The sequence below is a fragment of the Acidisoma sp. PAMC 29798 genome (assembly GCF_030252425.1).
GTDB lineage: Bacteria > Pseudomonadota > Alphaproteobacteria > Acetobacterales > Acetobacteraceae > Acidisoma > Acidisoma cladoniae.
In genome coordinates, this window is sequence record NZ_CP126994.1 from 117,654 (window position 1) to 134,255 (window position 16,602).

Below are 16,602 nucleotides of genomic sequence, written 5' to 3' on the forward strand. Positions count from 1 at the left end.
ACAACTCTCCCAAATGACGGTCCTGGATTTTGTGCCGGAACCAGCCGCGTCAACACGCGGCCTTGTAAGATGGGTGACGTTGTTCCCGGCGGCCAGGAGCAAAATGACAAACCCGGCCCACCGTAACGGCGGGCCGGGTCGGTTTATCAGCCGGCGTCGGCTGCGGTCTCGGTTTCGTCGCGCTTGGCGGTGGTCGCCGGGCCCTTGGGGGCGGCGGGAACATCACGCGGGCGCTCGGCGATACGGGCCGACTTGCCGCTGCGATCGCGCAGGTAATACAGCTTCGCGCGGCGCACCTTGCCCCGACGGACAACGGCGATCTCGGCAATGCTCGGCGCATACAGCGGGAAAACGCGCTCGACGCCTTCGCCATAGCTGATCTTGCGGACCGTGAAGTTGCTGTTCAGTCCCTTGTTGGACCGTGCGATGCAAACGCCCTCGAAAGCCTGGGTGCGCGTGCGCTCACCCTCGACCACGCGAACGGAGATGCGCAGCGTGTCGCCGGCCTCGAACTCGGGAACGGCGCGCGTCTCAAGCAGGCGAGCGACCTGCTCGGCCTCAATGGTCTGAATCAGGTTCATGTGGAAAATCCTCTACGTAAAGCGGTTCTTAGGGGCCGGCCGAGGCCGTTGCAACAGATCCGGTCGCATCGGCGGGTGATCGGCGCCCTGCCATGCGTTGGGAAAGATGAGCCGCCCATAGATCGGGGCGGCGGGTTCGGGTGGCATCCTCGGCGCGGTCGCGACGCCAGTCGCGGATCGCCCCATGGTCGCCGGAGAGCAGAACGGGCGGCACGGCACGGCCCTGCCACTCGGCGGGGCGCGTGTAATGCGGATATTCGAGCAAGCCGTCCGTGAAGCTTTCTTCCTCTGCGCTGCCCGCTCCGCCCATAACACCGGGCAGCAGACGCAGGCAGGCGTCGAGCAGCACCAGGGCCGCAGGCTCCCCGCCCGACAGAACATAGTCGCCGACGCTGACCTCTTCGGCGCCGGTCGACTCGATGACACGCTGATCGAGGCCTTCGTAACGGCCGCAGAGCAGCACAAGGCCAGGACCCTTTGCCCAGCGGGCGGCATCCGCCTGGGTTAGCAGCCGGCCGCGCGGTGTCAGATAGATCAGCGGCCGGGCATCGTCTGGCGCGCGATGAGCGGCCAGAGCGGTGTCGATCACATCGGGCCGCATGACCATTCCGGCGCCACCGCCGAAGGGCGTGTCATCGACATTGCGATGGCGGCCGAGGCCGTGTTCGCGAATGTCATGCGCGTCGAGCCGCCATAGCCCTTCTTCCAGGGCGCGTCCGGCGAGGGACGCCCCCAAGGGGCCAGGGAACATGGCTGGAAACAGCGTCAAGACGGTGGCGTGCCAGGTCATGGCCGCGCCCCTTGGTCCTGGTGCTCACGGCGGACGTTCTCGGGCTCGCCCGCCAGGGCTTCGGGCGGATCGACCACAATCCGGCCGCCGGCCACATCCACCACCGGCACGACGCGCGCGGTGAAGGGCAGGATCAGCGGCGGCCCGCCGGCGGCAAGGGCAATTTCCAGGCTGGTGCCGGCGCCATAGTCATGGACGACGGTAACGGTACCGAGGGCCTCGCCCGACACCGCCTCTGCGCGCAGGCCGATGAGGTCGGCGAGGTAATACTCGTCTTCCTCGGCGGCAGGCAGAGCGGCGCGTGGCACGAACAGGCGCAGATTGGTCATTGCCTCGGCCGCATTGCGATCGGCGACGGGCACATCCCGCCCGCTGGTCTTTTCCGTGAGGCGGGCCACGCCCTCGCTATGCCAGCGCAGACTGAACACACGGCCGCGCTCATCCTCCAACCCGCCATAGTCGGCGAGGGCGGCGGGATCGGCCGTATAGCTCTGGACGTGAACAAGCCCCCGCACGCCGTGCGGCCGGCCGATCACGCCCATCAGGATGCGCTCGTCAGGCAAGGCTTAGGCTCAGGCCGACGCGGCAGCGGCGTCAGCTTCGGCCTTGGCGCGCTCCTGCGCCTTCTTCTTCGGCGCGGACTGCACCGGCTGCTCACGATAGGCGGGCATCGGGGCGAGGCCGGCATGGCCGATGAAGCGGGCAACGCGATCGGTCGGCAGGGCGCCGTTGCTCAGCCAATGGGTGATCCGCTCGGGCACCAGCTTGATGCGATCCGCATGTTCCTGCGGCAGCATCGGGTTGTAGCTGCCAACCTTCTCGATGAAACGGCCATCGCGCGGGCTACGGCTGTCGGCCACAACGATGTGGTAGAAGGGGCGCTTGTGGGCGCCAGCGCGAGCCAACCGAATTTTCACAGACATTTTTCTTCAATCTCTCTCTAAATGAACACTCTGCGCCGCGCACCCGAAGGCCCCAGCACACTCCGCAATCAATAAGGTCGCCGGCCGCCGCCGCCTTGTTGGCCGCCTTTGCCACCCATGCCGCCCATCAGGGCGCCAAGTCCGTTCCGCATGAGGCCCTTTTGGCCCATCTTGTTCATGCGCTTCATCATCGTGGTCATCTGCTCGAACTGCTTGAGCAACTGGTTCACTTCCTGCACCGTCGATCCCGAGCCGGCGGCAATCCGCTTCTTGCGGCTGGCCTTGATGATATCGGGGTCGCGGCGTTCCTTGGCCGTCATCGAGCCGATGATGGCCGCCTGGTGCTTGAGAATCTTGGTATCGAGGTTCGCCCCGGCGAGTTGTTCCTTCATCTTCCCCATGCCGGGAAGCATGCCCATGATGCCGGACAGGCTGCCCATCTTGGTGATCTGGCGAAGCTGAGAGGCATAGTCTTCCAGGTCGAACTTGCCCTTCGCCATCTTGGCGGCGAGCTTTTCAGCATCGTCGCGGTCGATGGTCTCGGACGCGCGCTCGACTAGGCTGACGATATCGCCCATGCCGAGGATGCGGCCGGCGACACGCTCGGGATGGAAGGCTTCCAGCGCATCGAGCTTTTCGCCCGAACCGGTGAGCTTGATCGGCGCGCCGGTGATGGCGCGCATGGACAGGGCAGCGCCGCCACGGGCATCGCCGTCCATCCGGGTCATGACGATGCCGGTCACGCCCAATGCATCATTGAAGGCGCGGGCGGTATTGACGGCGTCCTGGCCGGTCATGGCATCGACCACCAACAGCGTCTCGGCCGGGTTGGTCGCGTCACGGATGGCCTTGACCTCGGCCATCAGCGCTTCGTCGATGGACAGCCGGCCGGCGGTGTCGAGGATAACGACGTCGAAGCCCTCGCGGCGCCCGGTCTCCATGGCGCGATGGGCGATTTCGACCGGAGTCTGGCCCTGTACGATCGGCAGGCTATTGACGCCGGCGCGCTCGGCGAGCTGGGCAAGTTGCAACTGGGCGGCCGGCCGCTGGGTGTCGAGGCTCGCCAGCAGGATGCGGCGCTTCTCCTTCGTGCGCAGCATGAGGCCGATCTTGCCGGCCGTGGTGGTCTTGCCGGAGCCCTGGAGGCCGACCATCAGGATCGGGATCGGCGCGACGGCATTGAGATTGAGCGGAACGGCACCTTCGCCGCCCAGACTTTCGATCAGAACGTCATTGACGATCTTGACGACCTGCTGGCCGGGCGTGACGGAGCGCAGCACCTCGGCACCCACGGCGCGGTCGCGCACCTTGGTGATGAAGTCCTTGACCACCGGGAGGGCGACATCCGCCTCCAGCAGCGCCAGACGCACCTCGCGCATAGCCTCCAAGACCTCGGTCTCGCTCAAAGCGCCACGACCGCGCAGGCGGTCGAAGACGGAGGTCAATCGGGAGGATAGGCTGTCGAACATCGGGCTTCCATAACAAATCGCGCCGCTGCGCGAACACTCGCGGAGCGACGGATCAGAGGAGCGGGCTAATGGCCCCAGGGGCGTCGTGAGTCAAGCACGATCCGCCATGTCGGTATAGCGTATGGCGTAGGGCGGATGAGCGAAGCGTTATCCGCCATCCAACGTAGAATGGCGGATAACGCTTCGCTCATCCGCCCTACGAGACGGCGAAACTAGGCGCTCGCCTCGTCCAGAGCCGAAATCTGCGCCGCTGTCAGGTGCAGGTCGCAAGCCTTGATCAGATCGTCCATCTGCTGAGGGCGGGACGCGCTGGCGATCGGCGCCGTGATACTCGGCCGGGCCATAAGCCAGGCCAATGCCACCTGAGCCGGGGTGGACTTCGTTTCCGCCGCCACGTCATCCAGCGCTGCGAGCACGCGGGGGCCGTTCGCCTTCAGATACTTTGCCGCGCCCTCGCCACGATGGGCGCTTTTGCCGAGATCGGCCTCGGACCGGTATTTGCCCGTCAGGAAGCCGCTGGCGAGGGAGTAATAGGGAATGACGCCCAGGCCGTGCTCCAGGCAAACGGTTTCCAAATCAGCCTCGAACAGCGGGCGATCGACCAGATTGTAATGCGGCTGCAGGCTGACATAGCGCGCCAGCCCGTGGTCCGAACTCACCTTGAGCGCCGCCGTCAACCGCTCCGCCGTATAGTTGGACGCGCCGATGGCGCGAACCTTGCCCTCCTTTATCAGGTCGCCGAAAGCCGCGAGCGTTTCTTCCAGCGGGGTCTCCTCGTCGTCCTTATGGGCCTGATACAGGTCGATGACATCGGTCTGGAGCCGCTTGAGGGAGCGTTCGACCGAGGTCTTGATCCAGGCGGCGGAGAGGCCTTTGCCGTCGCCCATATCCATGCCGACCTTCGTCATGATGACCAGCTTGTCGCGCCCGCCGCGCGAAGCGAGCCACTTGCCGATGATGGTTTCCGACTCGCCACCCTTATGGCCCGGCACCCAGGTCGAATACATATCGGCCGTGTCGATGGCGTTCAGGCCGCCGGCGACTAGCGCGTCAAGCAGCTTGAAGGAGGTCGCCTCATCGGCAGACCAGCCAAAGACATTGCCGCCGAAAACCAGCGGCGGGATGAGGATACCGGAGGCGCCGAGGTCGCGATGGTCCATGAAGGCCGTCCTTTCGGGGGGATCAGAGAATGGCAGATGGCGCGAAATGCGCCAGTTTGCAGCGTCATCGCCCGCGATCACCCACCTTGGCGGTGGGAGGCCGCCTTGCCAAGGGCGGTCAGCTTGTGGAACAGCTTTTGCTAGACCAGCTTCGCTAACGATTTTCAAATGACTTGCCCCGCCGCTAGGGCACTACGAGGTTCGATGGATTTTACGGATGGATACGTTCCGGGCGCGTTCGGTCGCACCTGGTACAAGGTGACAGGCGATCTCGGCAGCACCAAGCCGCCCGTCGTCATTCTCCACGGCGGCCCCGGCTGCACCCACGACTACGTCGATTCACTCTCCGGGCTGGCCGACACCGGCCGCGCTGTCGTGCATTACGACCAAATCGGTAACGGGCGCTCGACCCATTTGCGTGACAAGGGACCGGCGTTCTGGACGGTTGAGCTTTTCCTGGAAGAACTGGATCGGTTGCTGCGGCATCTTGGCATCGCTGATCGTTACGACGTCTTTGGTCAGTCCTGGGGCGGGATGCTGGCGGCCGAGCACGCCGTGCGGCAGCCGGCGGGGCTGCGTAAGCTCGTCATCGCCGATTCACCGGCGTCGATGCACACCTGGGTGGCGGAGGCGAACCGTCTGCGGCTGGACCTTCCCGCCGACGTACAAGATACGTTGTCGCGACATGAAGCGGCCGGAACGATTGAGAGCCCCGAATACCAGAAGGCCGCAGAGGCTTTCTACGCCCGCCATGTGTGTCGGATTGTGCCCAATCCGCCAGAGGTTGCCCGCACCTTCGCGGCCATTGCGGATGACCCGACCGTCTATCACGCCATGAACGGCCCCACCGAATTTCACGTTGTCGGCACGATGAAGGACTGGACGATCGAAAGTCGCTTGCATTCCATCATCGTTCCAACCTTGTTGATTTCGGGGCAGTATGACGAAGCGACGACGCTTTGCGTGCAGCCTTATGCCGACTTCATCCCCGATGTTCGCTGGCGTGTCTTCGAGCATTCCAGCCACATGCCGCATGTCGAGGAAAAAGAGGCGTGCCTCTTGGCCGTCGCGGACTTTCTCGATGCGGTCTGACGCCTTGTTACAATCGTCCCAAAATTCGATCGGAGAGACGCCCATGACCCTGCGACGATGGCTCCAATCCTCTGCCGTTGCGCTGCTGGCAGCGACCGGCCTCACGGCCCTCGCGCTGCCGACGGCCCAGGCGGCCACGGGCGGCACGCTGAAGCTGGTATCTGCCGCCGCCGCCGGCACGCTCGATCCCCAGATCAATTACACCGCGCAGTTCTGGCAGATCTTCTACGTCACCAATGATGGGTTGGTGGAGTTCCAGAAAAAGGCAGGCTCCGCGAGCAACGTGGTCGTCGCCGATCTGGCCACCGAAATGCCCAAGCCGCAGGATGGCGGCAAGACCTATGTCTTCACGCTGCGCAAGGGGATCAAGTTCTCCACCGGCAAAGAGATTACGCCGGATGATGTCGTCGCCAGCTTCCAGCGCCTGTTCAAGATCAGCAACCCGAATGCCGGTTCCTGGTATAATTGGATCGTCGGTGCCGATGCCTGCATCAAGACGCCCGCGACCTGCACCCTCGCCGGCGGCGTTGTTGCCGATGACGCGGCCAGCACCATCACCTTCCATCTGACGCAGCCAGATTCCGAGTTCTTCTACAAGCTCGCCACGCCCTTCGGCTCGATCCTGCCGTCCGATACGCCCGCCAAGGACATGGGCACCGTTCCCGTGGCCGCGACCGGTCCCTATATGGTCACCAGCTACGATCCCCAGAAGTCGATGACCATCAAGCGCAATCCGTATTTCAAGGAATGGAGCGCCGCCGCGCAGCCTGCCGGCATGGTCGACGAGATGGACTATACCTTCGGCACCAAGCCGGAAGACGCGATCACGGCCATCGAGAACGGCCAGCAGGATTGGATGTTCGATACCCCCCCGTCCGATCGTCTGGGCGAGATGAGCACCAAATACGCGAGCCAGATCCACATCAATCCGTTGTTCGCGATCTTCTACGCACCGATGAACGTCAATATCGCGCCCTTCAATAACAAGGACGCGCGTCTTGCGCTGAACTACGCCGTCAACCGGAAATCCACCGTCGGCATCTATGGCGGCCCGCGCCTGGCGGTGCCGAACTGCCAGGTCCTGCCGCCGGGCTTCCCCGGCTACAAGGCCTATTGCCCTTACACCAAGAACCCCGGCACCAAGTGGTCCGCGCCTGACATGGTGAAGGCCAAGGCGCTGATGGCGAAGTCCGGCCAGATGGGCCAGAAGGTCACGGTCATCACCGATGACCAGAACGTCGATCCTGCCCTCGGCACCTATCTCGTTAGCGTGCTGAACGAGCTGGGCTTCAAGGCGACGGTGAAGGTGATTTCGGCGAACATCCAGTTCACCTATATCCAGAACACCAAGAACAACGTTCAGATCAGCATCAGCCAGTGGTATCAGGATTATCCGGCGGCGTCGGACTTCCTGAACGTGCTGCTGAGCTGCGGCGCCTTCCATCCGGGCTCCGATGCTTCGATCAACATCTCCGGCTATTGCTCCAAGAGTCTGGACGCCAAGATCAATAAGAACCTGATCACGGCCGTCACGGATCCTGCGGCTGCCAACAAGACGTGGGCTGAAATCGATCATGACGCCGTGGACGATGCCCCCTGGGCGACGCTGTTCACGCCGAAGCAGCTCGACTTCGTGTCCAAAAACGTGACGAACTTCCCCTATAGCGACCAGTTCAAGATGGTTCTGTCGCAAGTGACGGTGAAGTAAGCACGTTTGTGAAGGATCGGCGGTGCGGCTTCGGCCGCGCCGCCTCCACTATGGCCATTCTCTCCTCTTGTTTCAGGCATGGGTGAAATCAGCACAATGTCTGAGTCCGTCATCGATACGCCCGCGCCCGCCGATCTGTCCGGCGGCGGCATGGGTGATCCGGTCACCGTGCGTGCGCGCAAGGCGGAGGGCCCCTGGCGTGCAGGCTTGCGCAAGCTGCGGCAGGACCGCACTGCGATGGGTTCGGTGATCGTGCTGATCATCGTCGTGCTCGCCTGCTGCAGCGCATCGCTCTTCGCGAACCGCATTTCGCAAAGCGATCCCTTTCAGTCGAATCTCGATGGCCAGATCACGATCGGGTCCAATACGCTCGACGTGATGGCGGCCGATACTGCGGGCCTCGGCCTCGGCGTCACGCCGATCGGGCCGACCTGGCACGGTCAGTATTTCTTCGGCGCCGACAATCAGGGTCGCGATGTCGCGGCGCGGATGCTGTATGGCGGGCAGAATTCTCTGCTGATCTCCTTCTCGGCCACAGTGGTTTGCCTCGTGCTCGCTGCCATCGTCGGCACTATCGCGGGCTTCGCGGGCGGGTTGACGGATACCATCCTCGCCCGATTGCTCGACGTGCTGTGGGCGTTTCCCATCTATCTTCTGGCGATTTCGCTTTCCATCGTGCTGATCAGCAAGGGATTGCAGATCGGCCCGATCAACATCCCTTCGAACAGTCTGCTGATCCCGATCGCCATCATCGGCATCGTCTACGTGCCCTATGTCGCGCGCCCCATCCGTGGGCAGGTGCTGTCGCTGACACGCAGCGACTTCGTGCTCGCCTCCCGCTGCCTTGGCGTGCCGGCCGCGCGCATTCTGTTGCGCGACATCCTGCCGAATGTGACGACCACCATCATCGTCTTCGCGCCGCTCATGATGGCGCTGAACATGCTGACGGAATCGGCGCTGTCCTTCCTGTCCATCGGCGTACAGCCGCCGGCCGCGAGCTGGGGCACGATCATCCAGGACGGCGAGGATCTCCTCTACACCCGGCCCTGGGTCGCGATCGCCCCTGGCCTGGCCATCATCATCACCGTGTTGGCGCTGAACTTTTTGGGTGACGGCGTGCGCGATGCCTTCGATCCGCGCGCCAAGCTGCGCGTGCGGAAAGGATAGGGACGATGCTTCTCCCCATCCTGCGCCGCCTCGCGGAAATGCTGTTTGTGATGCTGGGCATCAGCATCGTCGTTTTCCTCATTTTCTTCGCGACACCGGGCGCCGACCCATCGGCCCGCATCGCTGGTCGCAACGCGACACCCGAGACGCTGGCGCAGGTGCGCCATTCCTTCGGGCTCGATCGACCTTTGCCCATTCAATACGTCAAGGTGATGGAGAAGCTCTTCGTCACGCGGGATCTGACCTCCTTCGTCAATCGCGGCCAGCGCGTCATTCCCGCCGTGATCGAATCGACGCCGGTGACGCTGTCACTCGTTCTGGGTGCCGCCGTCATTTGGGTGGTCTTCGGCATACTGGTGGGTGTCGTCGCGGCGGCGACGCGCGGTGGCATCACGGACCGCATGCTGATGTTCCTTGGGCTGGTCGGCGTTTCGATGCCCGTCTTCTGGGTGGGCTCAGTGCTGAACCTCGTGACGCAATCACGGTTTCACAACACCTGGCTGTTCCACTGGGTGCCCGGCCTCGGCTATACGCCGCTCACGCAAAATCCTTGGCTCTGGTTCAAGAGTCTGGTCATTCCGTGGGTCACGCTCGCCATTCTCTATATCGGTCTCTACGGCCGCGTGCTGCGCGCCAATCTGGTCGAAGCCTATCAGGAGGATTTCATCCGCACCGCGCGGGCGAAAGGCCTGTCCGAGACGCGGATCATGTTTCGCCATGCGCTGCGCACCTCTCTCATCACCTTCGTCTCCATGTTCGGTCTCGACTTTGGCGCCCTGGTCGGTGGCGGGGCTTTGCTGACGGAGGTTGTCTTCGACCTGCCGGGTGTCGGCCGGCTGACCTATGAGGCGCTGCAGAACCTCGACCTGCCCTTCATCATGGCGACAGTGATGTATTCCTCATTCTTCGTCGTCGTCGCAAATGCGATCGTCGATATCGCCTATGCCTGGCTTGACCCGAGAGTGCGCGATGCCCGCTGAATCTGTCGTGACCGAAGCGCCGCTGCTCGACGTTCGGAACCTCTGCGTCTCCTTCCGGTCGGAAAAGGGCATCATCCGCATCATCGAAGATGTCTCCTTCACGGTGGGCAACCGCGAAATCCTCAGCATCGTCGGCGAATCCGGGTCCGGGAAAAGCATGACCTCGCTCGCCGTCATGCGTCTCATCACCGATCCGAATGCGATCATCACCGGCAGCATCCTCTACAAGGGGCGTGACCTGCTCACGCTCGATCAGCGCGCCATGCGCGGTCTGCGCGGCAGCGACATTGCGATGATCTTTCAGGATCCGATGACGGCGATGACGCCCGTTTACACCATCGGCTGGCAGATCGAGGAGCAGATCCGCGCCCATCAGGCCGTGTCGCGCAAAGCGGCGAAGGCCCGTGCGATCGAGCTGCTGGGCGAGATGGGCATACCGTCCCCGGCGCGGGTCGCGACGCGCTATCCGCATCAGCTATCGGGCGGCATGCGGCAGCGGGCGATGATTGCCATGGCCCTGTCCTGCAACCCGTCCCTGCTGATCGCGGATGAGCCGACGACGGCGTTGGACGTCACCGTGCAGGCCCAAATTCTGGAATTGATCCAGCGCCTGCGCGCGGACTTCGGATCATCGGTCATTCTCATCACCCATGACATGGGCGTGGTGGCGACCGTGTCGGACCGGGTGATGGTGATGTATGCCGGCATCATCGCCGAGCGTGGCCCGAAATCCGTCGTGCTGGCCCAGCCGAGCCATCCTTATACGCTGGGCCTATTGCAATCGATCCCGCCGATGCATGGGCCCAAGCCCTTCAGGCTGCCCTCTATAGCGGGCAGCCCGCCATCGCCTTTGGCCCGGCCGGTCGGCTGCCCCTTTCAGCCGCGCTGCGACTTCCGTTTCGAGCCTTGCGACGTGCGGCCACCTTTGTTCCGCAATGGCGCGCAGGAGGCATCCTGCTATCTCGCCCAAAACGCGCTGCCTGACTGGTCGCATGAACGCGCCATCCGCGCGCAGGGCACGGCGGCATGACCACCGCACCGATGCTGCACGCGGCCAGCGTGACCAAAACCTTCCGTGTCGGCAGCCGGTTTCGCGCCGGCGGCGTGCAGACCGTTCAAGCCCTGACGAATGTGTCGCTCGATGTCTATCCGGGGGAGACGGTCGGCCTTGTCGGCGAATCCGGTTGCGGCAAATCGACTCTCGGCCGATGCCTGCTGCGTCTTTATGATATCGATGATGGCCGCATCGCCTTCCAGGGGCGCGACATCACCCGGCTGAGCCAACGCGACCTGCGACCTTTGCGCGCCGAGATGCAGATGGTCTTCCAAGACCCTTATGCCTCGCTCAATCCGCGCCGTCGCGTGGGGGACCTGATCGCCGACCCGCTGCGCGTTCACGGCAAGCGCAGCGAGGCCGATGTCCAGGGCCGATTGCGCGAACTCATGGAGTTGGTGAACCTGTCTGCCGATTTCTTGACGCGCTTTCCGCATGAGTTTTCGGGTGGGCAGCGCCAGCGGATCGGTATCGCGCGGGCCATTGCCATGTCACCCAGCCTGATCGTGGCGGATGAGCCGGTTTCTGCCTTGGACGTTTCGGTCCAGGCCCAGATCGTGAATCTGTTCATGGATTTGCAGCAGAAGCTCGGTCTTACCTATGTCTTCATCGCCCATGACCTCAGCGTGGTGCGCCAGATCGCGAACCGCACCGCCGTCATGTATCTCGGTGGCATCGTCGAACTGGGTGAGACGGATCGGGTGCTTCATCATCCGGCGCATCCTTATACGGCGGCGCTGATCTCGGCGGTGCCGGAGCCCGATCCGCATGGCAATATTCGCGCGCGGACAATTTTGCGCGGGGAACCGCCGAGCCCGACCAATCCACCGTCCGGTTGCCGCTTCCATACGCGCTGCCCCATCGCGCAGGAGCGTTGTGCGGCAGAAGTGCCGTTGTTGCGGCCGTACGGTGACCAGCGGCGCGTCGCCTGCCACTTCCCGCTCGACGGCCCGATCGAAGGCATGACGGCCGGCGGTGCCTGAGGCGTCCCTCCCGCCGCCGGCGCTGCACCTGCCCTATGAGGCGGGGCCGTTCAGGATGACCTTGGGCATCACCGCCATTCCCGAGCGCGACTGGATCGAGGCCGACAGCACCACGCCGGGGCAGATTACGGAACGGTGTCGTCTGCTCGCCGAGCGTCGGGCGGAGGTCTTGGCCGATGTGCCCGGCGCCGAGGATGCCTCCGCCGAACTACAAGCGATGCTGGCGGCCCATCTCACTGCCTTTCGTCCCGGCTGGGCGGCACCGCATTGGGACGCTGCCGCGCATCCGCTGGCCGTCATCTGCCCCTGGGTTGCCGAGGATTTCTGTCTCCTCAAATCGGGACCCGAGGGTCCGGTGTTGATCGCCGCCATCCTGTGCTTTCCGAGCCGGTGGCGCCTCTCCGACAAGATCGGCCGTCCGATGATGGCGATCCACAAGCCGGTGCCGACCTATGGGGAGACGCTGGGCCGCCCGGTGGATCGCTTCATGGGCGCGTTGAAGCCCGGCAAGCTGGCGGTGCGCTACAATTGGTCGGTCCATGAGGACCCGACGTTGTTTCAGCCGACCGGCCATGGTCGCGGCGATCTAGACTACTCCATCGCGCCGGACAATGCCGGTGACACGTTGTGGCTGCGGGTCGAGCGCCAGACCTTCCGGGTGCTGCCCGCGAGCGGTGTCGTCGCTTTCGGTATTCGTACCCATGTGACGCCGCTGGCCGAGGTGGTTGCCGTTCCGGGTGAGGCCGCGCGCCTCGCCACCGCCGTGCGGGGGATCCCAGCAGAGCTGGAACGCTACAAGAGCCTCATGCCCTATCGCGCGGCTCTGCTTGCCTATCTCGACGCACAGTCGGATGGTGCGGACCCGCTTTGAGAGAGACCGTGATGATCCATATCGTCGCTATTCTGACGGCGCAGCCGGGCCAGCGCGAAGCCCTGCTGACTCGCTTCAAGGCCGCCGTGCCGGCGGTACAGGCAGAGGACGGCTGCCTGGACTATGCGCCGGTGATCGATCTCGACTCATCGCCGCTGAAATTCGGTGAGGACTGCGTCGTCGTCATCGAAAAGTGGCGCGATCAGGCCGCGTTGGATGCTCATGGCAAGGGCGCGGCTCTGCAGTCTTTCGTGGCGGACACCAAGGATGTGCTGGCAAAGCTCGACGTCTATCTGTTGCAAAACGCCTGAGGCTTGGCGGTCAGCGCGGCTTGATCCAGTCGAGGCCGCCGATGATGCCGCCAACGATCAGGGCCATGGCACCCAGGCCGATGGCGAGCCATTGGATTTTCCAGGACCACAGGTCGTTCTTGGTCGGGAGCTCCTGGAGGGTGAAGAGTATGGCGTTCATCTTGTCCGCCAGATCCTTCTGACCAACTTTGAGGTCCGTCAGATCGACCTTCACATATTCGAAATGCGTTTCGAGGCGGGTTACGCGGTCGCTTTCACTCACGCCTCCTCCTCTCCCAGCGGGTGCTGGCGCCAAATTCGCCATCGCCGATCGTCTCCCAGAGGGCGGAGACCAAAGCTACCGCGATTGGTGCGATAATGAAACGCTTTTGTCGTGGCATCATACGCGTCTGATCGCCGCACCGCCATCACGTCATGCGTAGCGGGTCTGCTGCATGATGGCCTTCCGCAGCAGCGCCACAGCGTGGCGCACTGTCGCCATGCGCACGGCCGTGCGGTCGCCGGGAAAGATCATCGACTCGGCAATCACACCCTCCGGTGACGCGACACCGAACCAGACCAGACCCACCGGCTTGGTCGCCGTGCCGCCGCCCGGACCCGCGACGCCGGTGACCGCGACCGCGAGATCCACCTCGGCCGTCTGTCGTGCACCGGCTGCCATGGCGCGGGCGACCGGCTGGCTCACGGCGCCATGCGTGGTGATCGTCTCAGCCGGCACGCCCAGCACCCGCGTCTTGGCGGCGTTGGAATAGGTGACCGCGCCACCGTCCACGACGTCGGAGGAGCCGGCGAGGGCGGTGAGCAGCCCGGCGATCAGCCCGCCGGTGCAGCTTTCGGCGGTGGTGATGCGCCAGCCGCGTGCGCGGGCCGCCGCCAGCAGGGCCGCCGCCTCATCGAGCATATCCTGCGGAAACATCCTCTTCTCCTCAACCGAGCAGCATCGGGCGCCACAGCAGCAGTGCCCACAGGATCACGCCGCCGGTGAGACCGGCCAGCACGTCATCCGCCATGATCCCAAAGGGCGTGTTCTGGCGGTCCGCCCAGCCGATAGGGCCGGGTTTGCTGATATCGAGCAGTCGGAACAGCGCGAAGGCCGCGACCGCGCCGCCGAGGCTGACATGACCGAGCCCCAAGAGCGTGATCCACTGGCCGGCCACTTCGTCGATCACCACCCAGCCGGGATCGTCCGCCGCCTTCGCCGCGCGGATCGCCCAGATGCCCCCGAGCGCCGCGATCAGCGACGCCAATGCCAGCACGCCGTGTCCGGCGTAGTGCAGGATGCCGATGCCGAGAACCAGGGCGACGGCCGAGCCGGCGGTGCCGGGCGCCCAGGGGAAATAGCCGACGCCGCCCGCGCTCGCGATCCAGCGTCCCGGGGCGGTCAATGCAGCCACGGCTGCAGAGGATGCGCCAGCGTCACGCCCTCTTTGGCGCGATAAATCTCCACGCCTTCGGTTACGCGCTCAACGTAGTTGCGCGTCTCGTCGAAGGGGATCAGTTCGATCCAGTCCAGCACATCCGGCGCTGCGGCAGCCGTGGCTGGGGTGCGGAAATCGCCATTCTGCTGCAACCATTGGTCGACCCGATTGGGTCCGGCATTATAGGCGGCCACGGCGAGCGGCAGGCAATCGTCGAAATGCTGAAGGACGCTCGCGAAATAGGCGGTGCCGAGGGCCATATTCGCATCCGGGTCGCTGGTGAGTTGCCCCTGCGACACCGAAAGTCCCTGTTTCTGCGCCACCAGCCGCGCCGTCGCCGGCATCAACTGCATCAGGCCGAGGGCGCCGACCGGGCTCACGGCCGCGACGTCGAAGCTGCTCTCCTGCCGGATCAAAGCGAGCGTCACCGCCGCCTCGATCGGCGAGGATGTCGGCGGCTGGAAGGGGATCGGCCAGCCGGCCGCGAGCAGCATCTGCCCGTGCAACCCGGCATAGCGCGCGATGCCCACGGCGGCGGGCGTGACCTGGAAGCCGAGGGCAAGCTGCCCGGCCATGGCCATATCGGGCGCGTCCGGCGCGATGGGGCCCAGATCCATCAGGAAGTTATAGGCGCGGCGCGGCTCGCCCCAGGCGACGAGGAAGGCGCTGGCCCGGGCCACTTCCCGCCCCGCGAAATCGAGCGCCTGGTCGGTGGTCCAGCCGGGTGCCGGCGTCGCGAGGATGCGCGCATTGAGCGCCGCTGGGGTCTCCCCCAAGGCCAGGGCCGCGAGTTGGCCGTAGAAGGTCGTCGGCCAAGCGGCGGCCTTCGTGTATTCACCTGCCGCCTGCATCGTGCTGCCCTGGGCCGCGAGCGTGCGGCCGAGCCAGTAATGCGCCCGGGACTGGGTGATGACGGCAGAGGATAGGCTGGCGAGGGCCTGGAAATGGCCGATCGCCTTGCCGGGATCATGCAGCAGACGCAGGGCGATGAAACCTGCCAAGAATTCCTCGTCGCCGCGATCGGCCGGCGCAGGCGGCTTGATCAATTCGGCGAGGATATAGGCGTGGGCGGCATCGCCGTCGGTGATCAGGCCGCGCGTTAGCCGTGCAGCTTCGGTCCAGAGCGCATGCTGCTGCGCCGTCTGGCCGGCGGCCAGGGCGGCATTGCCGTTGCTCATCCAGAAGGCGAGGGCGTCGGGATCGGTGGAATATTTCCGCAAATAGCGGGCGGCGGCCAGGAACAGGCCCGGATCCTGCTGGCGCGGCTGCGGCAGCGCCGTGATCATGGCGGCGGCATCGGGCTGGCCGGCATTGAGGGCGACCCAGACCACGGCCGAGGGTTGGTCGGCGGCGGCCAGGCGTGGGATCTCGGCGGCGGCGGCCGGGGAGCTTTGGCGGGCAAGTGCCGCGAACCGCGCCCATTCGTCGGCCGGCTGCAGGACAGTCGCCCATTGGTCAAGGAAAGCGGTGATCTGGCCGGGGTCGGTGATGCCCGTGCCGGTCCAGGCGCGGCGGGCGGCTTCGGTCGCATCCTTGGTGTCATTGGCGGCCGTGAAAACGGCGGCGCAGCGAAGCAGCGCTGGCGCGCCCATCGGCCACCGAGTCTGACATTGGGCGAGGGCCGTCGCCTGGTCGGGCTCCTCGGTCAAAGCCTGTTCCCAACGGGTTTCGAGCAGGGCTTGCTGCGGCCAGTCCGGGCTCGTGCGCATGAAGGCATCAATGTCGGTGGTGCTGGCGGCGTCGCGCGTCAGCAGGCGGTAGTAGGTCACGACCTTGGCCGCGACGGGATCGGCATATTGCGCGGCCATGCTATTCGCCTGGTCCCAATTATAGGCCGCGACCGCGTCCATGGGGGTGGAGACCTGGGCCTCGGCGACACGAAGGCCGAGGACGGACGCGCAGATCAGAGCCACCAGAAGTCTCGTCACAGCGGGCGCAATCCTTTCGTGTCGCGCCATCATCGCCCAAGGATGGCGGTTCGGAAAGGGAGGGTGGATGACGCTACGCTCATCCACCCTACGAATTCGCCCAACATCGTAGGGTGGAAAAGCGCAGCGCATTCCACCGTAATCAGGTCCCCAGGCCCATCACTTGC

Annotated in this window: 18 protein-coding genes; 8 read left to right on the forward strand and 10 right to left on the reverse strand. The window is 64.7% G+C overall.

Features of this window, described 5'->3' with window-relative positions; genetic code table 11:
* Positions 1 to 146 precede the first annotated feature (146 nt).
* From rplS to QP803_RS00610, 6 genes are all read right to left on the reverse strand, one after another.
* Positions 147 to 581, reverse strand: coding sequence for a 50S ribosomal protein L19 (gene rplS, locus QP803_RS00585; protein WP_284945747.1), 435 nt, complete (start codon positions 579 to 581; stop codon positions 147 to 149).
* A 28-nt stretch (positions 582 to 609) separates the two neighbouring features.
* Positions 610 to 1,371: a tRNA (guanosine(37)-N1)-methyltransferase TrmD gene (gene trmD, locus QP803_RS00590; RefSeq protein ID WP_284945748.1), complete on the reverse strand. Its 762-nt coding sequence runs from the start codon at positions 1,369 to 1,371 to the stop codon at positions 610 to 612.
* Positions 1,368 to 1,934: a ribosome maturation factor RimM gene (rimM, locus tag QP803_RS00595; protein WP_284945749.1), complete on the reverse strand. Its 567-nt coding sequence runs from the start codon at positions 1,932 to 1,934 to the stop codon at positions 1,368 to 1,370. Before rimM ends, trmD begins: the two co-directional genes overlap by 4 nt.
* 9 nt (positions 1,935 to 1,943) lie before the next feature.
* Positions 1,944 to 2,294: a 30S ribosomal protein S16 gene (gene rpsP, locus QP803_RS00600; protein ID WP_284945750.1), complete on the reverse strand. Its 351-nt coding sequence runs from the start codon at positions 2,292 to 2,294 to the stop codon at positions 1,944 to 1,946.
* Positions 2,295 to 2,362: 68 nt separating this feature from the next.
* Positions 2,363 to 3,763 carry a signal recognition particle protein gene (gene ffh / locus QP803_RS00605; RefSeq protein ID WP_284945751.1) on the reverse strand — a complete coding sequence of 467 codons (1,401 nt, stop codon included), beginning with the start codon at positions 3,761 to 3,763 and terminating at the stop codon, positions 2,363 to 2,365.
* A gap of 212 nt (positions 3,764 to 3,975) precedes the next feature.
* Positions 3,976 to 4,923 (reverse strand): aldo/keto reductase, encoded by a 948-nt coding sequence (locus QP803_RS00610; protein ID WP_284945752.1) that lies wholly within the window; start codon positions 4,921 to 4,923, stop codon positions 3,976 to 3,978.
* A gap of 204 nt (positions 4,924 to 5,127) precedes the next feature.
* Here QP803_RS00610 and QP803_RS00615 point away from each other — a divergent pair, with 204 nt between their 5' ends.
* The 8 genes from QP803_RS00615 to QP803_RS00650 all read left to right on the forward strand — a co-directional run bounded on the left by QP803_RS00615 (position 5,128) and on the right by QP803_RS00650 (position 13,089).
* On the forward strand, positions 5,128 to 6,015 hold the full coding sequence (locus QP803_RS00615) for a proline iminopeptidase-family hydrolase (protein ID WP_284945753.1): 888 nt from the start codon (positions 5,128 to 5,130) through the stop codon (positions 6,013 to 6,015).
* Positions 6,016 to 6,058: 43 nt separating this feature from the next.
* Complete coding sequence (locus QP803_RS00620) at positions 6,059 to 7,723, forward strand: ABC transporter substrate-binding protein (RefSeq protein WP_284945754.1); 1,665 nt, start codon at positions 6,059 to 6,061, stop codon at positions 7,721 to 7,723.
* 150 nt (positions 7,724 to 7,873) lie between these two features.
* Positions 7,874 to 8,890 (forward strand): ABC transporter permease, encoded by a 1,017-nt coding sequence (locus tag QP803_RS00625; protein ID WP_284947783.1) that lies wholly within the window; start codon positions 7,874 to 7,876, stop codon positions 8,888 to 8,890.
* Between the two features lie 5 nt (positions 8,891 to 8,895).
* Positions 8,896 to 9,870, forward strand: coding sequence for an ABC transporter permease (locus QP803_RS00630; RefSeq protein ID WP_284945755.1), 975 nt, complete (start codon positions 8,896 to 8,898; stop codon positions 9,868 to 9,870).
* The gene (locus QP803_RS00635; protein ID WP_284945756.1) at positions 9,860 to 10,900 is read left to right on the forward strand and encodes an ABC transporter ATP-binding protein; all 1,041 of its coding nucleotides are present in this window, start codon (positions 9,860 to 9,862) and stop codon (positions 10,898 to 10,900) included. The genes QP803_RS00630 and QP803_RS00635 overlap by 11 nt, the downstream gene beginning before the upstream one ends.
* The gene (locus QP803_RS00640; RefSeq protein WP_284945757.1) at positions 10,897 to 11,907 is read left to right on the forward strand and encodes an ABC transporter ATP-binding protein; all 1,011 of its coding nucleotides are present in this window, start codon (positions 10,897 to 10,899) and stop codon (positions 11,905 to 11,907) included. The genes QP803_RS00635 and QP803_RS00640 overlap by 4 nt, the downstream gene beginning before the upstream one ends.
* Positions 11,900 to 12,778, forward strand: coding sequence for a heme-dependent oxidative N-demethylase family protein (locus tag QP803_RS00645; protein ID WP_284945758.1), 879 nt, complete (start codon positions 11,900 to 11,902; stop codon positions 12,776 to 12,778). Before QP803_RS00640 ends, QP803_RS00645 begins: the two co-directional genes overlap by 8 nt.
* A gap of 11 nt (positions 12,779 to 12,789) precedes the next feature.
* The gene (locus QP803_RS00650) at positions 12,790 to 13,089 is read left to right on the forward strand and encodes a putative quinol monooxygenase (protein ID WP_284945759.1); all 300 of its coding nucleotides are present in this window, start codon (positions 12,790 to 12,792) and stop codon (positions 13,087 to 13,089) included.
* A gap of 10 nt (positions 13,090 to 13,099) precedes the next feature.
* On the opposite strand, the gene QP803_RS00655 is transcribed toward QP803_RS00650, so the two are convergent.
* The 4 genes from QP803_RS00655 to QP803_RS00670 all read right to left on the reverse strand — a co-directional run bounded on the left by QP803_RS00655 (position 13,100) and on the right by QP803_RS00670 (position 16,435).
* The gene (locus QP803_RS00655) at positions 13,100 to 13,351 is read right to left on the reverse strand and encodes a hypothetical protein (RefSeq protein WP_284945760.1); all 252 of its coding nucleotides are present in this window, start codon (positions 13,349 to 13,351) and stop codon (positions 13,100 to 13,102) included.
* 150 nt (positions 13,352 to 13,501) lie between these two features.
* Positions 13,502 to 14,005, reverse strand: a complete 504-nt coding sequence (locus QP803_RS00660) for a CinA family protein (protein WP_284945761.1) — start codon at positions 14,003 to 14,005, stop codon at positions 13,502 to 13,504.
* A gap of 10 nt (positions 14,006 to 14,015) precedes the next feature.
* Positions 14,016 to 14,483, reverse strand: coding sequence for a phosphatidylglycerophosphatase A family protein (locus QP803_RS00665; RefSeq protein ID WP_284945762.1), 468 nt, complete (start codon positions 14,481 to 14,483; stop codon positions 14,016 to 14,018).
* Positions 14,471 to 16,435: a lytic transglycosylase domain-containing protein gene (locus QP803_RS00670; RefSeq protein WP_284945763.1), complete on the reverse strand. Its 1,965-nt coding sequence runs from the start codon at positions 16,433 to 16,435 to the stop codon at positions 14,471 to 14,473. The genes QP803_RS00665 and QP803_RS00670 overlap by 13 nt, the downstream gene beginning before the upstream one ends.
* Positions 16,436 to 16,602 lie beyond the last annotated feature (167 nt).

Bases quoted from the DNA above. Each gene is read 5' to 3' on its own strand.
- rplS (WP_284945747.1), bottom strand. From the start codon at position 581: ATGAACCTGATTCAGACCATTGAGGCCGAGCAGGTCGCTCGCCTGCTT.
- QP803_RS00650 (WP_284945759.1), top strand. From the start codon at position 12,790: ATGATCCATATCGTCGCTATTCTGACGGCGCAGCCGGGCCAGCGCGAA.
- ffh (WP_284945751.1), bottom strand. From the start codon at position 3,763: ATGTTCGACAGCCTATCCTCCCGATTGACCTCCGTCTTCGACCGCCTG.
- QP803_RS00630 (WP_284945755.1), top strand. From the start codon at position 8,896: ATGCTTCTCCCCATCCTGCGCCGCCTCGCGGAAATGCTGTTTGTGATG.
- QP803_RS00620 (WP_284945754.1), top strand. From the start codon at position 6,059: ATGACCCTGCGACGATGGCTCCAATCCTCTGCCGTTGCGCTGCTGGCA.
- QP803_RS00635 (WP_284945756.1), top strand. From the start codon at position 9,860: ATGCCCGCTGAATCTGTCGTGACCGAAGCGCCGCTGCTCGACGTTCGG.
- QP803_RS00610 (WP_284945752.1), bottom strand. From the start codon at position 4,923: ATGGACCATCGCGACCTCGGCGCCTCCGGTATCCTCATCCCGCCGCTG.
- trmD (WP_284945748.1), bottom strand. From the start codon at position 1,371: ATGACCTGGCACGCCACCGTCTTGACGCTGTTTCCAGCCATGTTCCCT.
- QP803_RS00660 (WP_284945761.1), bottom strand. From the start codon at position 14,005: ATGTTTCCGCAGGATATGCTCGATGAGGCGGCGGCCCTGCTGGCGGCG.
- QP803_RS00640 (WP_284945757.1), top strand. From the start codon at position 10,897: ATGACCACCGCACCGATGCTGCACGCGGCCAGCGTGACCAAAACCTTC.
- rpsP (WP_284945750.1), bottom strand. From the start codon at position 2,294: ATGTCTGTGAAAATTCGGTTGGCTCGCGCTGGCGCCCACAAGCGCCCC.
- QP803_RS00625 (WP_284947783.1), top strand. From the start codon at position 7,874: ATGGGTGATCCGGTCACCGTGCGTGCGCGCAAGGCGGAGGGCCCCTGG.
- QP803_RS00615 (WP_284945753.1), top strand. From the start codon at position 5,128: ATGGATTTTACGGATGGATACGTTCCGGGCGCGTTCGGTCGCACCTGG.